This is a genomic window from Arthrobacter sp. 01T414, assembly GCF_056398965.1.
In genome coordinates, this window is record NZ_JBFTQK010000001.1 from 361,551 (window position 1) to 374,773 (window position 13,223).

Below are 13,223 nucleotides of genomic sequence, written 5' to 3' on the forward strand. Positions count from 1 at the left end.
GCCTGCGGCGGGGAGTGGGCATGTCCGGCGCTCGCGGCGTGGACTGGGCATGCCCGGCGACGGTCACAGCTTAGGAGCCTGCAGGGTCCACAAAGTACCCTTGGGAACTGTGAAGGTACTTGTCATCGGCCCCGGCGGCCGCGAACACGCCATTGTCCGATCCTTGCTCGCCGACCCCAACGTTTCCGAGGTGCACGGGGCCCCGGGCAACGCCGGTATCAGCAAGCTGGTCCCCACGCACGCCATCGACGCGAACGATCCCGACGCCGTCGCCGCGCTGGCCACCAAGCTCGCCGTCGACCTCGTGGTGGTCGGACCGGAAGCACCACTGGCCGCGGGGGTCTCCGATGCGGTCCGCGCCGCAGGCATCCCGGTCTTCGGCCCCAGCAAGGCCGCCGCCCAGCTTGAAGCCTCCAAGGCCTTCGCCAAGGAGGTCATGGCCGAGGCCGGCGTCCCCACCGCGATGGCTCGCGTAGCCTCCAACGCCGAGGAAGCCGCCGACGCCCTCGACACCTTCGGAGCCCCCTACGTTGTGAAGGATGACGGGCTGGCCGCCGGCAAGGGCGTCGTCGTCACCCGCAACCGGGACGAGGCGCTGGCGCACGCGCAGAGCTGCTTCGACGCCGGCGGGACCGTGGTGATCGAGGAATTCCTCGACGGCCCCGAGGTCTCCGTGTTCGTGCTCTGCGACGGCAGCACCACGGTGGCGCTTTCCCCCGCGCAGGATTTCAAGCGGATCTTCGACAACGACGAGGGTCCCAACACCGGCGGCATGGGCGCCTACACGCCGCTGGACTGGGCCCCCGAAGGCCTCGTCCAGGAGGTCATCGACCGGGTGGCGCAGCCCACCGTCAACCAGATGGCCCACCGCGGCACACCGTTCGTCGGCGTGCTTTTCGTCGGCCTCGCCCTGACCTCGCGCGGCACCCGCGTCATCGAATTCAACGTCCGCTTCGGCGACCCGGAAACCCAGGCTGTCCTGGCCCGGCTCAAGACCCCGCTCGGGGGCCTGCTGATGGCTGCCGCGAAGGGGGAACTGGACAAGGTCCAGCCGCTGCGCTGGTCCAAGGAGTCGGCGGTCGCCGTCGTCGTCGCCGCCGAAAACTATCCCGGCACGCCCCGCACCGGTGACCGGATCCGCGGGCTCAAGAAGGTCGAGGCCATTGAGGGCGTGCACGTCATCCACGCCGGCACCAAGCTCGACGACGAGGGCAAGGTTGTCTCCGCGGGCGGCCGCGTCCTCGCGGTGGTTGCGCTCGGGACGGACCTCGTGGAGGCCCGCGAACGGGCGTACGACGGCGTCGAACTCGTCCAGCTCGACGGCGGCCAGTTCCGCACCGACATCGGCGGCAAGGCCGCGCGCGGCGAAATCAAGGTGACGGCGCCCGGCGCAGCTTCGGCTGTCGCGGCCGCCGCTGCCGGGAAAGCGAAGGCTTGAGCATGAACACCACCGAATCCGCCAAACCCGCCGGCGGCCTGGAGACCGAGGCGCTGGACCTTCCCGGCTGGACGCACGTCTACTCCGGTAAAGTTCGCGACCTCTATATCCCGGCGGACGAGTCCATCACCGAGCGCGTCGGCCACGAGTGCGTCCTGGTGGTTGCCAGCGACCGCATCAGCGCCTACGACCATGTCCTCGCCAGCGAGATCCCGGACAAGGGCCGTATCCTCACCCAGTTGAGCCTGTGGTGGTTCGAACAGCTGGGCGTGGAGCACCATGTGCTCGCGTCCACGGTCGACGCCGGTGTCCCAGCCGCGGTCGAAGGCCGCGCCATGATCTGCAAGAAGCTCGACATGTTCCCGGTGGAATGCATCGCCCGTGGGTACCTGACCGGATCCGGGCTGGTCGAATACCGGCAGTCCGGCACCGTGTGCAGCATCCCGCTGCCGGGCGGCCTGGTGGACGGGTCACGGCTCGCCGAGGCCATCTTCACCCCGTCAGCGAAGGCCGAGGTGGGGGAGCACGACGAGAACATCACCTACGACGCCGTCGTCGACCTGGTGGGCGAGGACGTCGCCGCCCGGCTCCGCGAGCTGACTTTGGAGATCTACACCAAAGCGGAGGAGATCGCCCGCGGCCGGGGCATCATCCTGGCGGACACCAAGGTGGAGTTCGGCATCGACGCCGCGACCGGAGTCATCACCCTCGCCGACGAGGTCCTGACGCCGGACTCCTCGCGGTTCTGGGATGCCGCCACCTACGAGCCGGGCAAGGCGCAGCCGTCTTACGACAAGCAATACGTGCGCGACTGGCTGACCTCGGCGGAATCGGGCTGGGACAAGTCCTCCGACACCCCGCCGCCGGCGCTGCCGGCCGACGTCGTCGCCCGCACCCGCAGCCGCTACGTGGAGGCGTACGAGTTGCTCACCGGCAGGACCTTCGCCTAAGCGCTGCCTTGCGGCCGGGTCGCCTAGCTGCCGGGTCGCCTAGCTGCCCGCGGCGGCGGCTTCGGCGCGGCGCTTGGCCAGCCGGATTTCCAGCACCGCGTCCATGGCCTGCTGGACCCGGTCCGAGGCCCCGGCGGCGCTGAAGTCTTTCTGCGCTTCCTCCAGGTAGACGAGGGCTTCATCGGACTCGCCGGCTGCTTTGAGCGCCTTGCCGAGCAGTAGGGCCACCTCGCCGGCGACGTGCTTGGCCAGCGCGTCCCGTTCGGCGTGGATCTCGCGCAGCTTCTGAACCGCGCCGACGATGTCCCCGGTGAGGTAGAGCCAGCGGGCCCGGATGAAGGCCACCTCAAGCCGGTCAGTCTTGTTGCCGCCGACGATCGAGAGGGCCAGTTCGGCGCGTTCGATCGAGGACAGGGTTTCCGGTTCGACGATCCCGGAGGACAGGCGCACGGCGGCGGAGGCCTTGTTGAACCTGGCCCAGAGGTCGATGTCGCTTGCCGGCGAGAGCAGCGTGGCAGCCTTCTCGTGGTACTTGATGCCCTCGGCGTAGTCGTGCCGCATGAACGCCACGTTCCCGATCACCCAGGCGACCTCGCCGGCCAGCTGGGAGATGGACTGCCCATCCATCTGCTCGTTCATCTCCTGGCAGTACTGCCAGGCTTCGTCGAGCCGGCCGCTTTCGGCGAGGGCACCGATCAGGGCGCGGAGCGCGCCAATGATCAACGTGGAGCCCTTGGGGAGCTGGGCGCAGAGCCGGACCGCTTCCTGGGCGTGCTCGACGGCGACTGCCAGCTGGCCCTGGCCGTGGCACACGGCGGCCAGCATCTGCCGGGCACGCACCCCCAGGCCGGCCGATTCGGCGGCCATGGGGTGGTCCAGCAGCCGCTGCACCAAGTTCTGGCACTCCTTCAACTGCCCCTGTTTCATGAGGCACTCCGCCTGCATGTAGGTCATGTTCCACCAGGCGCTGGTGTTTTTTCCCTCCAGCGCGATCTGGGCGGCAGTGGCGGCGTGGCTGGCGGCCAGCGGATAATCGCGCAGATCCCAGGCCTGTCGCGCGTACAGCCCCGCGAGCACGTATTCGGCGTCGCTGACCGACACCGGCTGGCTCCAGGCCTCCAAAGCCTTGGGCGCCAGCTCCAGCCGGCGGGCGAGCTCTTCGATAACATCCGCGGTCGGTTCACGGCGGCCAGTCTCAAGCAGCGAGATGTAGCTGGGTGAGAAAAGGTCCTTGCCCAGCTCCGCCTGGGTGAGGCCGCGCTCCAGCCGTTCAGCTCGGAGTTTCTCCCCGAATCCGTTCCCCACGGGTTCCTCCTAATTCCGGACAGTCGATGTACTAAATGCTTGACAGTCTCTGTGCAAGTAATTTTACAATGTATGTCAACAAGGGCTGGTGCTGGCTTTGTAACTTTCCGAATCGTATTTCCGACTCGTATTGAGGAACCCACATGTTCAAGAAGATTGCTGCCTCCGTCGCCTTGGCCGGGGCTCTGGCGTTCTCCGCAGCGGCTCCCGCAGTGCTGTCAGTAAGTGCCATCGGTAACTGGCCGGACCCCATGAGCAACAACACTCTGGCGATCGGCAACTGGCCCGATCCCATGGGCACGAGCAAGGGCACGCTTTCGGCGATCGGCAACTGGCCGGATCCGATGGCGAGCACCACCCGGATCGGCAACTGGCCGGACCCGATGTAAGCAACGCTCCAGGCAGCCCCGGGACACCCTAGGTGTCCCGGGGCTCCTTTTTGCCCGGCCCAGTCCATCGAGTGCTCCGAAACGGCCCTTTTGAGGGGTCATAACGGCGACTACGGAGCAGTCGATGGCTGGCGGGGACAAAAAAGAGGGCCTTCCAAGTGGAAGGCCCTCTTTGATTGGTCGGGATGACAGGATTTGAACCTGCGACCTCGTCGTCCCGAACGACGCGCGCTACCAAGCTGCGCCACATCCCGATCCGTTACTTCAAAAGCAACTTCACAAGAGTATCCGATTCCGGCCCCGGATGCGAAATCGGTGCCGCAAACGACGCCGCCCGCGGGGGACCGGAGCCGGGAATCAGACCAGCGAATCCTTCCACGCCCCGTGCAGCCTGGCGAAGCGGCCGCCGCCGCCGATCAGTTCCGCGGGCGTACCGTCCTCCACCACGCGGCCGTCATGGACCACGAGGACGCGGTCCGCGGTCTCCACCGTGGAGAGCCGGTGCGCGATGATCAGCGCGGTGCGGCCCGCTTGGCCGGAGCTCACGCCCTGCAGCAGGCTCGCCAGCCCGGCTTGGACCATCCGCTCAGACGGGATGTCCAGCGAGGACGTGGCCTCGTCGAGGATCAGGACGGCTGGCCGGGCCAGGAAGGCCCGGGCGAAGCTGATCAGCTGGCGCTGCCCGGCCGAGACCCGTCCGCCGCGCTTGTTGACGTCCGTGTCGTAACCGTCCGGAAGCGCCGTGATGAACTCGTGCGCGCCCACGGCCCTTGCTGCCTCCTCGATCTCCTCCCGGGAAGCTTCGGGCCTGCCGAGGGCGATGTTGTCCGCCACGGAGCCGCTGAACAGGAAGGCTTCCTGGGTGACCATGACGACGTTGCGGCGCAGGTCCGCCGTCGTCAGCTGTCGCAGGTCCACGCCGTCGAGCGTGAGCGAACCGGAGGAAACGTCGTAGAAGCGCGCGATCAGCTTGGCGAGGGTGGACTTCCCGGCGCCCGTCTGGCCCACCAGCGCCACCGTCTGGCCGGCGGGAATGTGCAGGTCCATGGCGGGAATGATGACCGGTCCGTCGCCGTAGCGGAACTCGACATTCTCGAAGTCGATGCGGCCCTTCGCCTCAGGCAGTGCCACGGGGTTTTTCGGCGGCCGGACGGTGGGAACTTCCTCCAGCAGGCCGGAGACCTTCTCCAGCGCCGCCTGGGCGCTCTGGAAGGAGTTATAGAACATCGCCATCTGGTCCACAGGCTGGAAGAAGCGTTTGGTGGAGAGGATCAATGCCAGCAGGACCCCGACGGCGAGCTCGCCGCTGAGGACACGAAAACCGCCGGACAGCAGCACGACGGCGACGCAGACGTTTCCGATCAGCACCAGGCCGGGCTGGAAGACGCCGTTGAGGTTGATGGAGCGGACGGTGACCTTGCGGTAGTCCTCGGAGAGTTCCGCGTAGCGCTCGGCGTTCTGGCGTTCCTTGCGGAAGGCCTTGACGGCGCGGATGCCGGTCATGGTCTCGACGAAGTGGACGATCAGCCGGGCCGAGACGACGCGGGATTCACGGAACGCGATCTCGGAATGCTTCTGGTACCAGCGGGACAGGAAATACATTGGCACGCCGGCGGCGAGCACCAGCAGCCCGCTGCGCCAGTCCAGGGCGAACACGGTGGCCGCGGTGAAGATCATGAACAGCAACCCGGAGGCGAGCGAGCTGACCCCGGAATCGAGGAGTTCGCGCAGCGCCTCCAGGTCCGAGGTCTGCCGGGCGATGATGCGCCCCGAGGTGTACTTCTCGTGGAACTCCAGGCTCAGCCGCTGGGTCTGTCGGAAGACCCGCACGCGCAGGTCCAGCAGCATCGCCTGGCTCAGTCGCGCCGTCGAGGTCACGTACAGGGCGGTCAGCCCGGCCGTCGCGACGGCCGCGACCAGGTAGGCCACGCCGGCCAGCACCAGCGGGAGGTTGTCCCCGCCGCGCAGGGCCGGCAGGGCGTGGTCGATGCCGAAGGCAATCAGGGCCGGACCGGCCACACGGGCGGCCTGGGACAGCACGACGGCGGCGATGGTCAGCCAGAAGCGCAGGCGCACGGGCCGGATGAGCGAACCGAGCAGGGCCAGGGAGCGCCGCCGGACGGCTTTGCTCTCGGCCTTGGACAGGTTGGCGTTGTCCTCGTTGGCCGTGCCGAAGGTGGTGGTGCTCATCGGGAAACCTCCTCGGCCTCGAGCGCGGACAATTCGGAGTCGAGGTCCCGTGGTTCCGGGTCCAGGCTGGCAATCACGTAGCGGTAGTGGCTGTTCTCGGCGAGCAGTTCCGTATGGGTGCCGACGGCGGAGATCCGGCCGTCCTCCAGCAGCGCCACCCGGTCGGCCAGCGCCACGGTGGAGGGCCGGTGGGCCACGATCAAGGTGGTGGTGTCGGCAAGCACCTCGCGCAGCCTGGCTTCCACCAGCTCCTCCGTGTTCACGTCCAGCGCGGAGAGCGGGTCGTCCAGGACCAGGACCTTGGGCTGGGCGGCGACGGCCCGGGCGAGGGCGATGCGTTGCCGCTGTCCGCCGGAGAGGCTGAGGCCCTCCTCGCCGATCAGGGTGTCCAGTCCTTCCGGGAGGGAGTAGGCGAAGTGTGCCTGGGCGGTGTCCAGCGCCTCGGCCAGGATCTGCTCCCGGCGTTCCGCCGACTCGTGTCCCGGCACTCCGAGCAGCACGTTGTCCCGGACGGAGCTGGAAAACAGGGTGGTGTCCTCGAAGGCGACGGCGACGACGGTGCGCAGTTCTTCCACGCTGAAGTCGCGCAGGTCCACGCCGTCGATCGTGACGGAGCCAGAGCTGACCTCGAAGAGGCGCGGCACCAGCTGCAGCAGGGCACTCTTGCCGCTGCCGGTGATGCCCACCAGGGCCATCGTTTCGCCGGGGCGGATGTCCAGGCTGATGTCCTTGAGGATCGGCTTGTCCGGCGCGTCCTCGAAGGCGAAGCTGGCATTGTGGAAGCCCAGGGCGCCCTTGAGCTCGGCGGGACGGCGCGGCTCCGGCGGGCTGGTGATGGTGTTGACCGAGTCCATCACTTCGAAGTGCCGGTCCACGGCGGTCTTGGCGGTCAGCGCCATCGCCAGGAGCATGCCGCAGAATTCCACCGGCGCCGCGATGACGGCCGCGGTGGCGAAGAAGGCCACGAGCGAGCCGATGCTCAGCTGGCCGCCGGCCGCCAGCATGACGCCGACGACGAGCCCGGCACCGAGGGCCAGCTCGGGCAGCAGCGTCACCACAAGGCTGAAGGCGGCCAGATGCTTGGCCTTGGAGATCTCGGTCTGGCGGAGCTCCTCGGCCTGTTCGTTGAAGTTCTCCAGCGCCTCGCGGCTGCGTCCGAACGCCTTGAGCACGCGGATGCCGTGCACGGATTCCTCAACCGTGGTGGCCAGGTCCCCGGCCTGGTCCTGGCTGCGGCGGGCCACCTTGCTGAAGCGGGTCCGGAAGCGGAAGCCGTAAATCATGATCGGCACCGCGGCGGCCAGGAAGATCAGGGCCAGCTGCCAGCTCATGGAGAACATAACGACGACGCCGATCACCACGGTCAGCGTGGTGACCACGAGCATGATCGCGCCGAAGGCCATCCAGCGCCGGAGGAAGTTCAGATCTGTCATGGCGCGCGAGAGCAGTTGCCCGGAACCCCAGCGGTCATGGAAGGACACCGTCAGGTCCTGCAGGTGGTCGTACAGCGACACCCGCATCCGGGTCTCCACGGTGGTGGCCGGGTTGATGACGAACTGGCGGCGCAGTGCCACGAGCCCGGCTTCGGCGATGCCCAGCACCAGGATCACGGCCGAGGCGATCCAGACGGCTTGGCCGCTGCCGCCGGGCCGCAGCCAATCGTTGATCAGGACCCGCAAGACCTGGGGGATGGCCAGCGCGACGATGCTGGCCAGCAGGGCGGACAACAGGCCCATGACCAGGCGCGGCATGATCGGCCTGACGTGCGGATAGAGACGGCTGATGGATGAGAAAAACGGGGTCTGCTTGGCCATGCCTGCTTCTTAGCTGCAACTGCGAAATGGATTACGCAACTGGATGTAGTTTCCTGTAGCAACTACCCTAGGCCATCGCGTGACCCGGTTCACAGGATATCGGGCCGTTCCGAAATCTGTTGCAGTAATTATGTTCCGCAATGGAGCCCGGGGATGGGCATGTCCCCCGGAAGACGAGGAGTTCCGCGCCTAGGCCCGGGCGGTGAGCGTGAGCAGCACGGCCTCGGGCTTGCAGGCGATCCGGACCGGGGCGAAGCGCGAGGTGCCGATGCCGCCCGAGACGTTGACCGGCGTCGTGCGTCCGTTGCTTTCCCAGTCGTGCAGTCCCTTGGCCCGCCAGGTGGGCAGGTCGCAGTTGGCCACGAGGGCGCCGTAGCCCGGGACGCAGATCTGGCCGCCGTGGGTGTGGCCGGCCAGCAGCAGGTCCGCGGCGTCCTCGGTGAAGTGGTCCAGCACGCGCTGGTACGGGGCATGGGCGACGGCGATCCGCAGGTGCGGCTTGGCGTCTTGGCCCTTGGTGCCGCGCGGCCAGCCGGCGTAGCGCTCGAGGCGCAGGTGCGGATCGTCCACGCCGGAGAAGTCCACGCGCAGGCCCCGAATCACGAGCGACTGGCAGCGGTTGGTGAGGTCAATCCAGCCCCCCATGCCGAAGCCTGCCCGGAGCCGCGGCCAGTCCAGTTCGACGGGGTCCGGGCGCGACTTGGAGGGCCCCAGCAGGTACGAAGCGGGATTCTTGAGCCGGGGGGCGAAGTAGTCGTTCGAGCCGGGGACGAAGACGCCCGGGAACTCCATCAACGGCTGCAGCGCCTCCAGCAGGGGATCGACTGCCTTGGTGTGGCTAAGGTTGTCGCCGGTGTTCACCACCAGGTCCGGCTGGAGCTCGGCGAGGGAGCGGAGCCATGCGGCCTTGCGGTGCTGGCCGGGGACGAAGTGGATGTCGCTCAGGTGCAGCACCCGGAGCGGACCGTACCCGGCGGGCAGGATGGCCAGCGACTCCTCCCGCAGCACAAACTGGTTCTTCTCCCACAATCCGTAACCGGTCGCGGCGGCCCCGGCCGCGGCGCCGACGGCGGTGGTTACGGCAAAGCCGCGCCCGATGCTTCGGGCGCGGCTGGCCAGCTTGGTTCCGCTGATCATGGCTTCTTCGAGGGCCCGGGCTTGGGTGCCGGTGCCGGAGCCGGTGCCGACGGAGCCGGTGACGACGGCGCCGGGTTCTGCTTCGCCGGCGGCACAAAGTTGTTGTTCTTGCCGGCGTCGTTGTTGGTGGGCTGCTGGTATGGCTCGGCCAGCAGGTTCGACGGCGGCTCCGGGAACGGATCGGTGCCGTGCGACGGGGCGATCTCGGCCATGAACCTGGAGAACATCGGCCCGGCGATCATGTAGCCGTCGATGCCCTCATAGAACTGGCCGTTGATCGTGATGTTCTGCCCGGACCGTGTCTGGCCACCCAGCGGATCGCCGAACCAGGCCGCCGTCGCCAGGCCAGTGGTGTGGCCCACCACCCAGGTGGAGCCGTTGTTGTTGGAGGTACCGGTCTTGGCCGCAATCGGGAAGTTGGTCTGGGTGGAAATGCGGGGCTGGATCAGCGAGCCGGAGCCGCGGTTGAGCACTTCCTGCAGCGCGTAGTTCACGCCGCGCGCAACCTCTGGCTTCAGGGCGTCCCGGCAGTTGGTGGCCTGGGCGGGAAGCTTGGCTCCGGTGGCATCCGTCACCGAGGTGATCGCGATCGGTGCGCAGTACCGGCCATCGTTCGCGAACGTCGCGAACGCGGTGGCCATGGTCAGCGGCGAGGTCTGGGTGGAGCCGAGCAGGTTAGGCACTCTGAACATGTCAATCGGCTTGTTGTCTAGGCCGTTGTGCAGGCCCACCGCGTCCACGATCCGCTGAATGCCGCAGAAATCCAGTTGTGCGGCGGAGGCGAAGGTGATGGTGTTGATCGAGTTGTAGAGACCCTTAAGGACCGTCATGGGCTTGTAGTAGTCCGGCTCCGCGTTCTGGAGGTCATCGGTGGCGTTGCCGCCGGCGTTCTTCTCCGCGGTGCTGTACGTGCCGACGGTGGTGCCGCAGGAGTTCCGCCAAGGGAAGCCGGTCCGATACTCGCGCACCGAGCCGTCCACCACCGTGTTCATGGACTTGCCCTCGTCCAACCATTCGGCGAAGGTGAACGGCTTCATGGTGGAGCCTGGCTGGGCGCCGCCCAGGCCGCCGAGGTCATTGCCCTTTTCGTCGTTTTTGTCGACGTTGAAGTTGATCTGGGTGTCGAATTTCCCCTTGGCCGGCAGCCAATTGGTGTTCTGGGCCATGTTGGTGATCTTGCCCGTGCCCGGTTCGACGGAGACCAGGGAGGCTCCCCACTTGTTCGGGTTCGCGCCGGCGGCGGCATCGACCTGCGCCTCGGCTGCCTTCTGGGCCTTAGGCTCCAGCGTGGTCTTGATCGTCAGGCCGCCGCGGAAGATCTTCCGCTCGCGTTCCTTGGCGTCCGCGCCGTAGGCGGGGTTGTTGAGCAGCAGGTGCAGCACGTAGTCGCAGAAGTACGGAGCGGTGGACGAGTAGGCGCAGCCCTGGCGCGGCTGGGTGACCTTGGTCTTGACCGGGGTGGCGACGGCGGTGTCGTACTGCGCTTGCTTGATCTTGCCCTGCGCCAGCATCGCCTTGAGCACGAGGTTGCGGCGGACCTTGGCGTTGTCCGGGTGCGTGACCGGATCGTAGAAGGACGGGCTGTTCACGACGCCGGCCAGGAGCGCGGCCTGCGGCAGCGACAGGTTCTTGGCGGAGGTGCTGAAGAACAGCCGCGACGCCGCCTCGATGCCGTACGCATCGCGGTTGAAGAAGACGATGTTCAGGTAGCCCTCAAGGATCTGCTGCTTAGAGAATTTCTTTTCCAGCGCGATTGCCAGCTTCATCTCGCGTAGCTTGTCACCGACGCCCTTGTTAACACCGTTCAGCAGGACCTGGTCGCTCTTGCCCTCGGATTCGAGGGAGGAGTTGATGACGTTGTTCACGTACTGCTGCGTGATGGTCGAGGCGCCCTGCTTATTGCCGCGCGCGGTGGCGACCAGTGCGCGGAGAATGCCGGTGGTGTCCACGCCGCCGTGCTCGTAGAAGCGGCTGTCCTCGATGGCGACCACCGCGTCCTTGATGTACGGGGACATCTGATCCAGCGACACGCGGGTGCGGTTCTCTTTGTAGATTGTGGCGATGACGCTGCCGTCCGAGGCCAGGATCTTGGTCGACTGGCTCGGCGGTTCAACCTTCAATTCGGCCGGCAGGGTCTCGAAGAATTTGATCGAACCGCTCGCCGCGTTCCCGGAGACGGCGGCCGCGGGGACCAGCAGGCCCGCCGCCAGGACACCACAAATCGCGCTCACGCCCAGGAAAAGTACGAGCTTTCCGAGGGTGGTGGCCGTGTCGAATAAAGGGTTCTTACCAGTCGCCATGTTTTCCACTTTACCGGCAAGGACTAGGCTTTACTTCATGACCAAATGGGAGTACGCCACGATTCCGCTCATTATCCACGCGACGAAGCAGATCCTGGACCAGTGGGGCGACGACGGCTGGGAGCTCGTCCAGGTTGTTCCGGGCCCGGACGGAAACGGCCTGGTTGCCTACTTGAAGCGGGAGAAGAACTAGCCATGAGCACCCCCGAAACGACCGCTCCGGCCGCGGCAGCGAGCCCCGCGAGCACGGCCGAAAGTGCCGCCGGCACCGGCGCGTCGTCCGCCGTCGAACAGCGCCTTGCCGAGCTCGGCCTGGCGCTTCCCGAGGTAGCCGCCCCGGTGGCCGCCTACGTTCCGGCCGTCATCTCCGGCAACCACGTCTACACCTCCGGCCAGCTGCCTTTCATCAACGGCAAGCTCGAAGCCACCGGGAAGGTCTCTTCGGGGACCGAGGGGACCTCGGATGAGTCCACCGTGTCCCCGGAAGCGGCCAAGCGCTACGCCGAAGTCTGCGCCGTCAACGCCCTGGCCGCCGTGAAAAGCGTGATCGGCGACCTGGACCGGATCACCCGGATCGTCAAGGTGGTCGGTTTCGTCTCCTCCGACCCCTCGTTCACCGGCCAGCCCGGTGTCATCAACGGCGCCTCCGAACTCCTGGGCAAGGTCCTGGGTGACGCCGGCCAGCACGCACGTTCCGCCGTCGGCGTTTCAGTTCTGCCGCTCGACTCTCCGGTCGAGGTCGAACTGATCGCCGAATTCGCCTAGAAGGCCGGTCGTTTTCCTTGCCGCACCTAGCACGACGCCTGTTCGATCTTCCCCCGGACCTTGAAGGGGCAGCCCGCAGCTGGCTTGAACACGGCGAGCGGACCCCCCGGGCACCGCGCTACGCCTCCTCCGTGGTCCTGCTCCGGGATTCGCCCACCGGCCTGGAGACCTGGCTGGGCTACCGGCCCGGGGCCTCGCCGCTGGGCGTCCTCGCCTTTCCCGGTGGCTCGCTCGAAACGTCCGACGACGACGCCGTGAACTGGCTGGGCCCCGCCCCGCAGTGGTGGGCCGAGCAGATGGGAACGTCCGACGTCGGGCTGGCACGCCGGCACGTCATCGGCGCCATCCGCGAGTTGTTCGAGGAAACGGGCGTCCTGTTGGCCGGGCCGGACCTTTCCACCACCGTGGAGGCGACGTCCACGGCCGAGTGGATGCGCGCCCGCGAAGCCGTGGCCGGCCAGGAGAAGTCCTTCACCGACGTGCTCGCCAAGCGCGGGCTTTCGGTGCGGACCGACCTGCTCAAGCCGCTGGTGAACTGGCTGAGCCCCGACTTCGCCCACCGCCGTTTCAACACGCGCTACTTCGCCGCGACCATCCCGATGAACCAGCAGCCCTCGCTGCTGGCCAGCAAGGGCGTGTGGGCGCGCTGGGTGTGCGTCCGCAAGGCGATCGCCGAGCGCGACACCACCGCACTGGGCGACGAGGTGGGCCAGCCGAACACAGTAGGCCTGAAGCTCGGCCAGCTCCTGGTCCCGGGATCGGAGATCATGCTGGAGAAGATGGCCGCGGCCAACGGCTGCATCGCCTACCTCAGCTATAAACGCAAGGCGCACGCCTATCAGCCGGCCCTGGTGGAGGAAGGCGGCCGCCTGATGCTGGAAGTCGAGGCCGCCAAGACCGTGGCCGGGGAACCTCAGCGCGAACGGTAACGTGCC

At 67.3% G+C, this 13,223-nt stretch carries 11 protein-coding genes and 1 tRNA gene; 6 read left to right on the forward strand and 6 right to left on the reverse strand.

The features are described 5' to 3' along the window. Positions 1-109: 109 nt before the first annotated feature. Both purD and AC1DK9_RS01710 read left to right on the forward strand, forming a co-directional pair. Positions 110-1,438 (forward strand): phosphoribosylamine--glycine ligase, encoded by a 1,329-nt coding sequence (gene purD / locus AC1DK9_RS01705; protein WP_476862243.1) that lies wholly within the window; start codon positions 110-112, stop codon positions 1,436-1,438. Between the two features lie 2 nt (positions 1,439-1,440). Beyond that, complete coding sequence (locus AC1DK9_RS01710) at positions 1,441-2,388, forward strand: phosphoribosylaminoimidazolesuccinocarboxamide synthase (protein WP_476862244.1); 948 nt, start codon at positions 1,441-1,443, stop codon at positions 2,386-2,388. Positions 2,389-2,427: 39 nt separating this feature from the next. Here AC1DK9_RS01710 and AC1DK9_RS01715 read toward each other — a convergent pair whose 3' ends face one another. Continuing rightward, entirely contained in the window at positions 2,428-3,693 is a 1,266-nt protein-coding gene (locus AC1DK9_RS01715) for a helix-turn-helix domain-containing protein (protein WP_476862245.1), read from the reverse strand. Between the two features lie 143 nt (positions 3,694-3,836). On the opposite strand from AC1DK9_RS01715, the gene AC1DK9_RS01720 reads away from it, so the two are divergent. Beyond that, positions 3,837-4,082: a hypothetical protein gene (locus tag AC1DK9_RS01720; RefSeq protein WP_476862246.1), complete on the forward strand. Its 246-nt coding sequence runs from the start codon at positions 3,837-3,839 to the stop codon at positions 4,080-4,082. Positions 4,083-4,259: 177 nt separating this feature from the next. Here AC1DK9_RS01720 and AC1DK9_RS01725 read toward each other — a convergent pair. The 5 genes from AC1DK9_RS01725 to AC1DK9_RS01745 all read right to left on the reverse strand — a co-directional run bounded on the left by AC1DK9_RS01725 (position 4,260) and on the right by AC1DK9_RS01745 (position 11,523). Beyond that, a tRNA-Pro gene (locus AC1DK9_RS01725) sits at positions 4,260-4,336 on the reverse strand. 103 nt (positions 4,337-4,439) lie between these two features. Continuing rightward, entirely contained in the window at positions 4,440-6,272 is a 1,833-nt protein-coding gene (locus tag AC1DK9_RS01730; RefSeq protein WP_476914816.1) for an ABC transporter ATP-binding protein, read from the reverse strand. Further along, positions 6,269-8,086: an ABC transporter ATP-binding protein gene (locus tag AC1DK9_RS01735; protein WP_476914817.1), complete on the reverse strand. Its 1,818-nt coding sequence runs from the start codon at positions 8,084-8,086 to the stop codon at positions 6,269-6,271. Before AC1DK9_RS01735 ends, AC1DK9_RS01730 begins: the two co-directional genes overlap by 4 nt. Before the next feature lie 189 nt (positions 8,087-8,275). Then, complete coding sequence (locus AC1DK9_RS01740) at positions 8,276-9,223, reverse strand: metallophosphoesterase (RefSeq protein WP_476862249.1); 948 nt, start codon at positions 9,221-9,223, stop codon at positions 8,276-8,278. Further along, positions 9,220-11,523, reverse strand: a complete 2,304-nt coding sequence (locus AC1DK9_RS01745; RefSeq protein WP_476914818.1) for a transglycosylase domain-containing protein — start codon at positions 11,521-11,523, stop codon at positions 9,220-9,222. Before AC1DK9_RS01745 ends, AC1DK9_RS01740 begins: the two co-directional genes overlap by 4 nt. 37 nt (positions 11,524-11,560) lie before the next feature. On the opposite strand from AC1DK9_RS01745, the gene AC1DK9_RS01750 reads away from it, so the two are divergent. Genes AC1DK9_RS01750 through AC1DK9_RS01760 form a run of 3 tightly spaced genes read left to right on the forward strand, consistent with a single transcriptional unit; the run spans position 11,561 to position 13,217 of the window. Next, a complete protein-coding gene (locus AC1DK9_RS01750) occupies positions 11,561-11,716 on the forward strand; it encodes a DUF4177 domain-containing protein (protein WP_175321496.1) in 156 nt (51 codons plus the stop codon). A gap of 2 nt (positions 11,717-11,718) precedes the next feature. Then, entirely contained in the window at positions 11,719-12,288 is a 570-nt protein-coding gene (locus AC1DK9_RS01755) for a RidA family protein (RefSeq protein ID WP_476914819.1), read from the forward strand. A gap of 17 nt (positions 12,289-12,305) precedes the next feature. After that, the gene (locus AC1DK9_RS01760; RefSeq protein WP_476914820.1) at positions 12,306-13,217 is read left to right on the forward strand and encodes an NUDIX hydrolase; all 912 of its coding nucleotides are present in this window, start codon (positions 12,306-12,308) and stop codon (positions 13,215-13,217) included. Positions 13,218-13,223 lie beyond the last annotated feature (6 nt).

Bases quoted from the DNA above. Each gene is read 5' to 3' on its own strand.
- AC1DK9_RS01730 (WP_476914816.1), bottom strand. From the start codon at position 6,272: ATGAGCACCACCACCTTCGGCACGGCCAACGAGGACAACGCCAACCTG.
- AC1DK9_RS01740 (WP_476862249.1), bottom strand. From the start codon at position 9,223: ATGATCAGCGGAACCAAGCTGGCCAGCCGCGCCCGAAGCATCGGGCGC.
- AC1DK9_RS01720 (WP_476862246.1), top strand. From the start codon at position 3,837: ATGTTCAAGAAGATTGCTGCCTCCGTCGCCTTGGCCGGGGCTCTGGCG.
- AC1DK9_RS01755 (WP_476914819.1), top strand. From the start codon at position 11,719: ATGAGCACCCCCGAAACGACCGCTCCGGCCGCGGCAGCGAGCCCCGCG.
- AC1DK9_RS01735 (WP_476914817.1), bottom strand. From the start codon at position 8,086: ATGGCCAAGCAGACCCCGTTTTTCTCATCCATCAGCCGTCTCTATCCG.
- AC1DK9_RS01710 (WP_476862244.1), top strand. From the start codon at position 1,441: ATGAACACCACCGAATCCGCCAAACCCGCCGGCGGCCTGGAGACCGAG.
- AC1DK9_RS01750 (WP_175321496.1), top strand. From the start codon at position 11,561: ATGACCAAATGGGAGTACGCCACGATTCCGCTCATTATCCACGCGACG.
- AC1DK9_RS01745 (WP_476914818.1), bottom strand. From the start codon at position 11,523: ATGGCGACTGGTAAGAACCCTTTATTCGACACGGCCACCACCCTCGGA.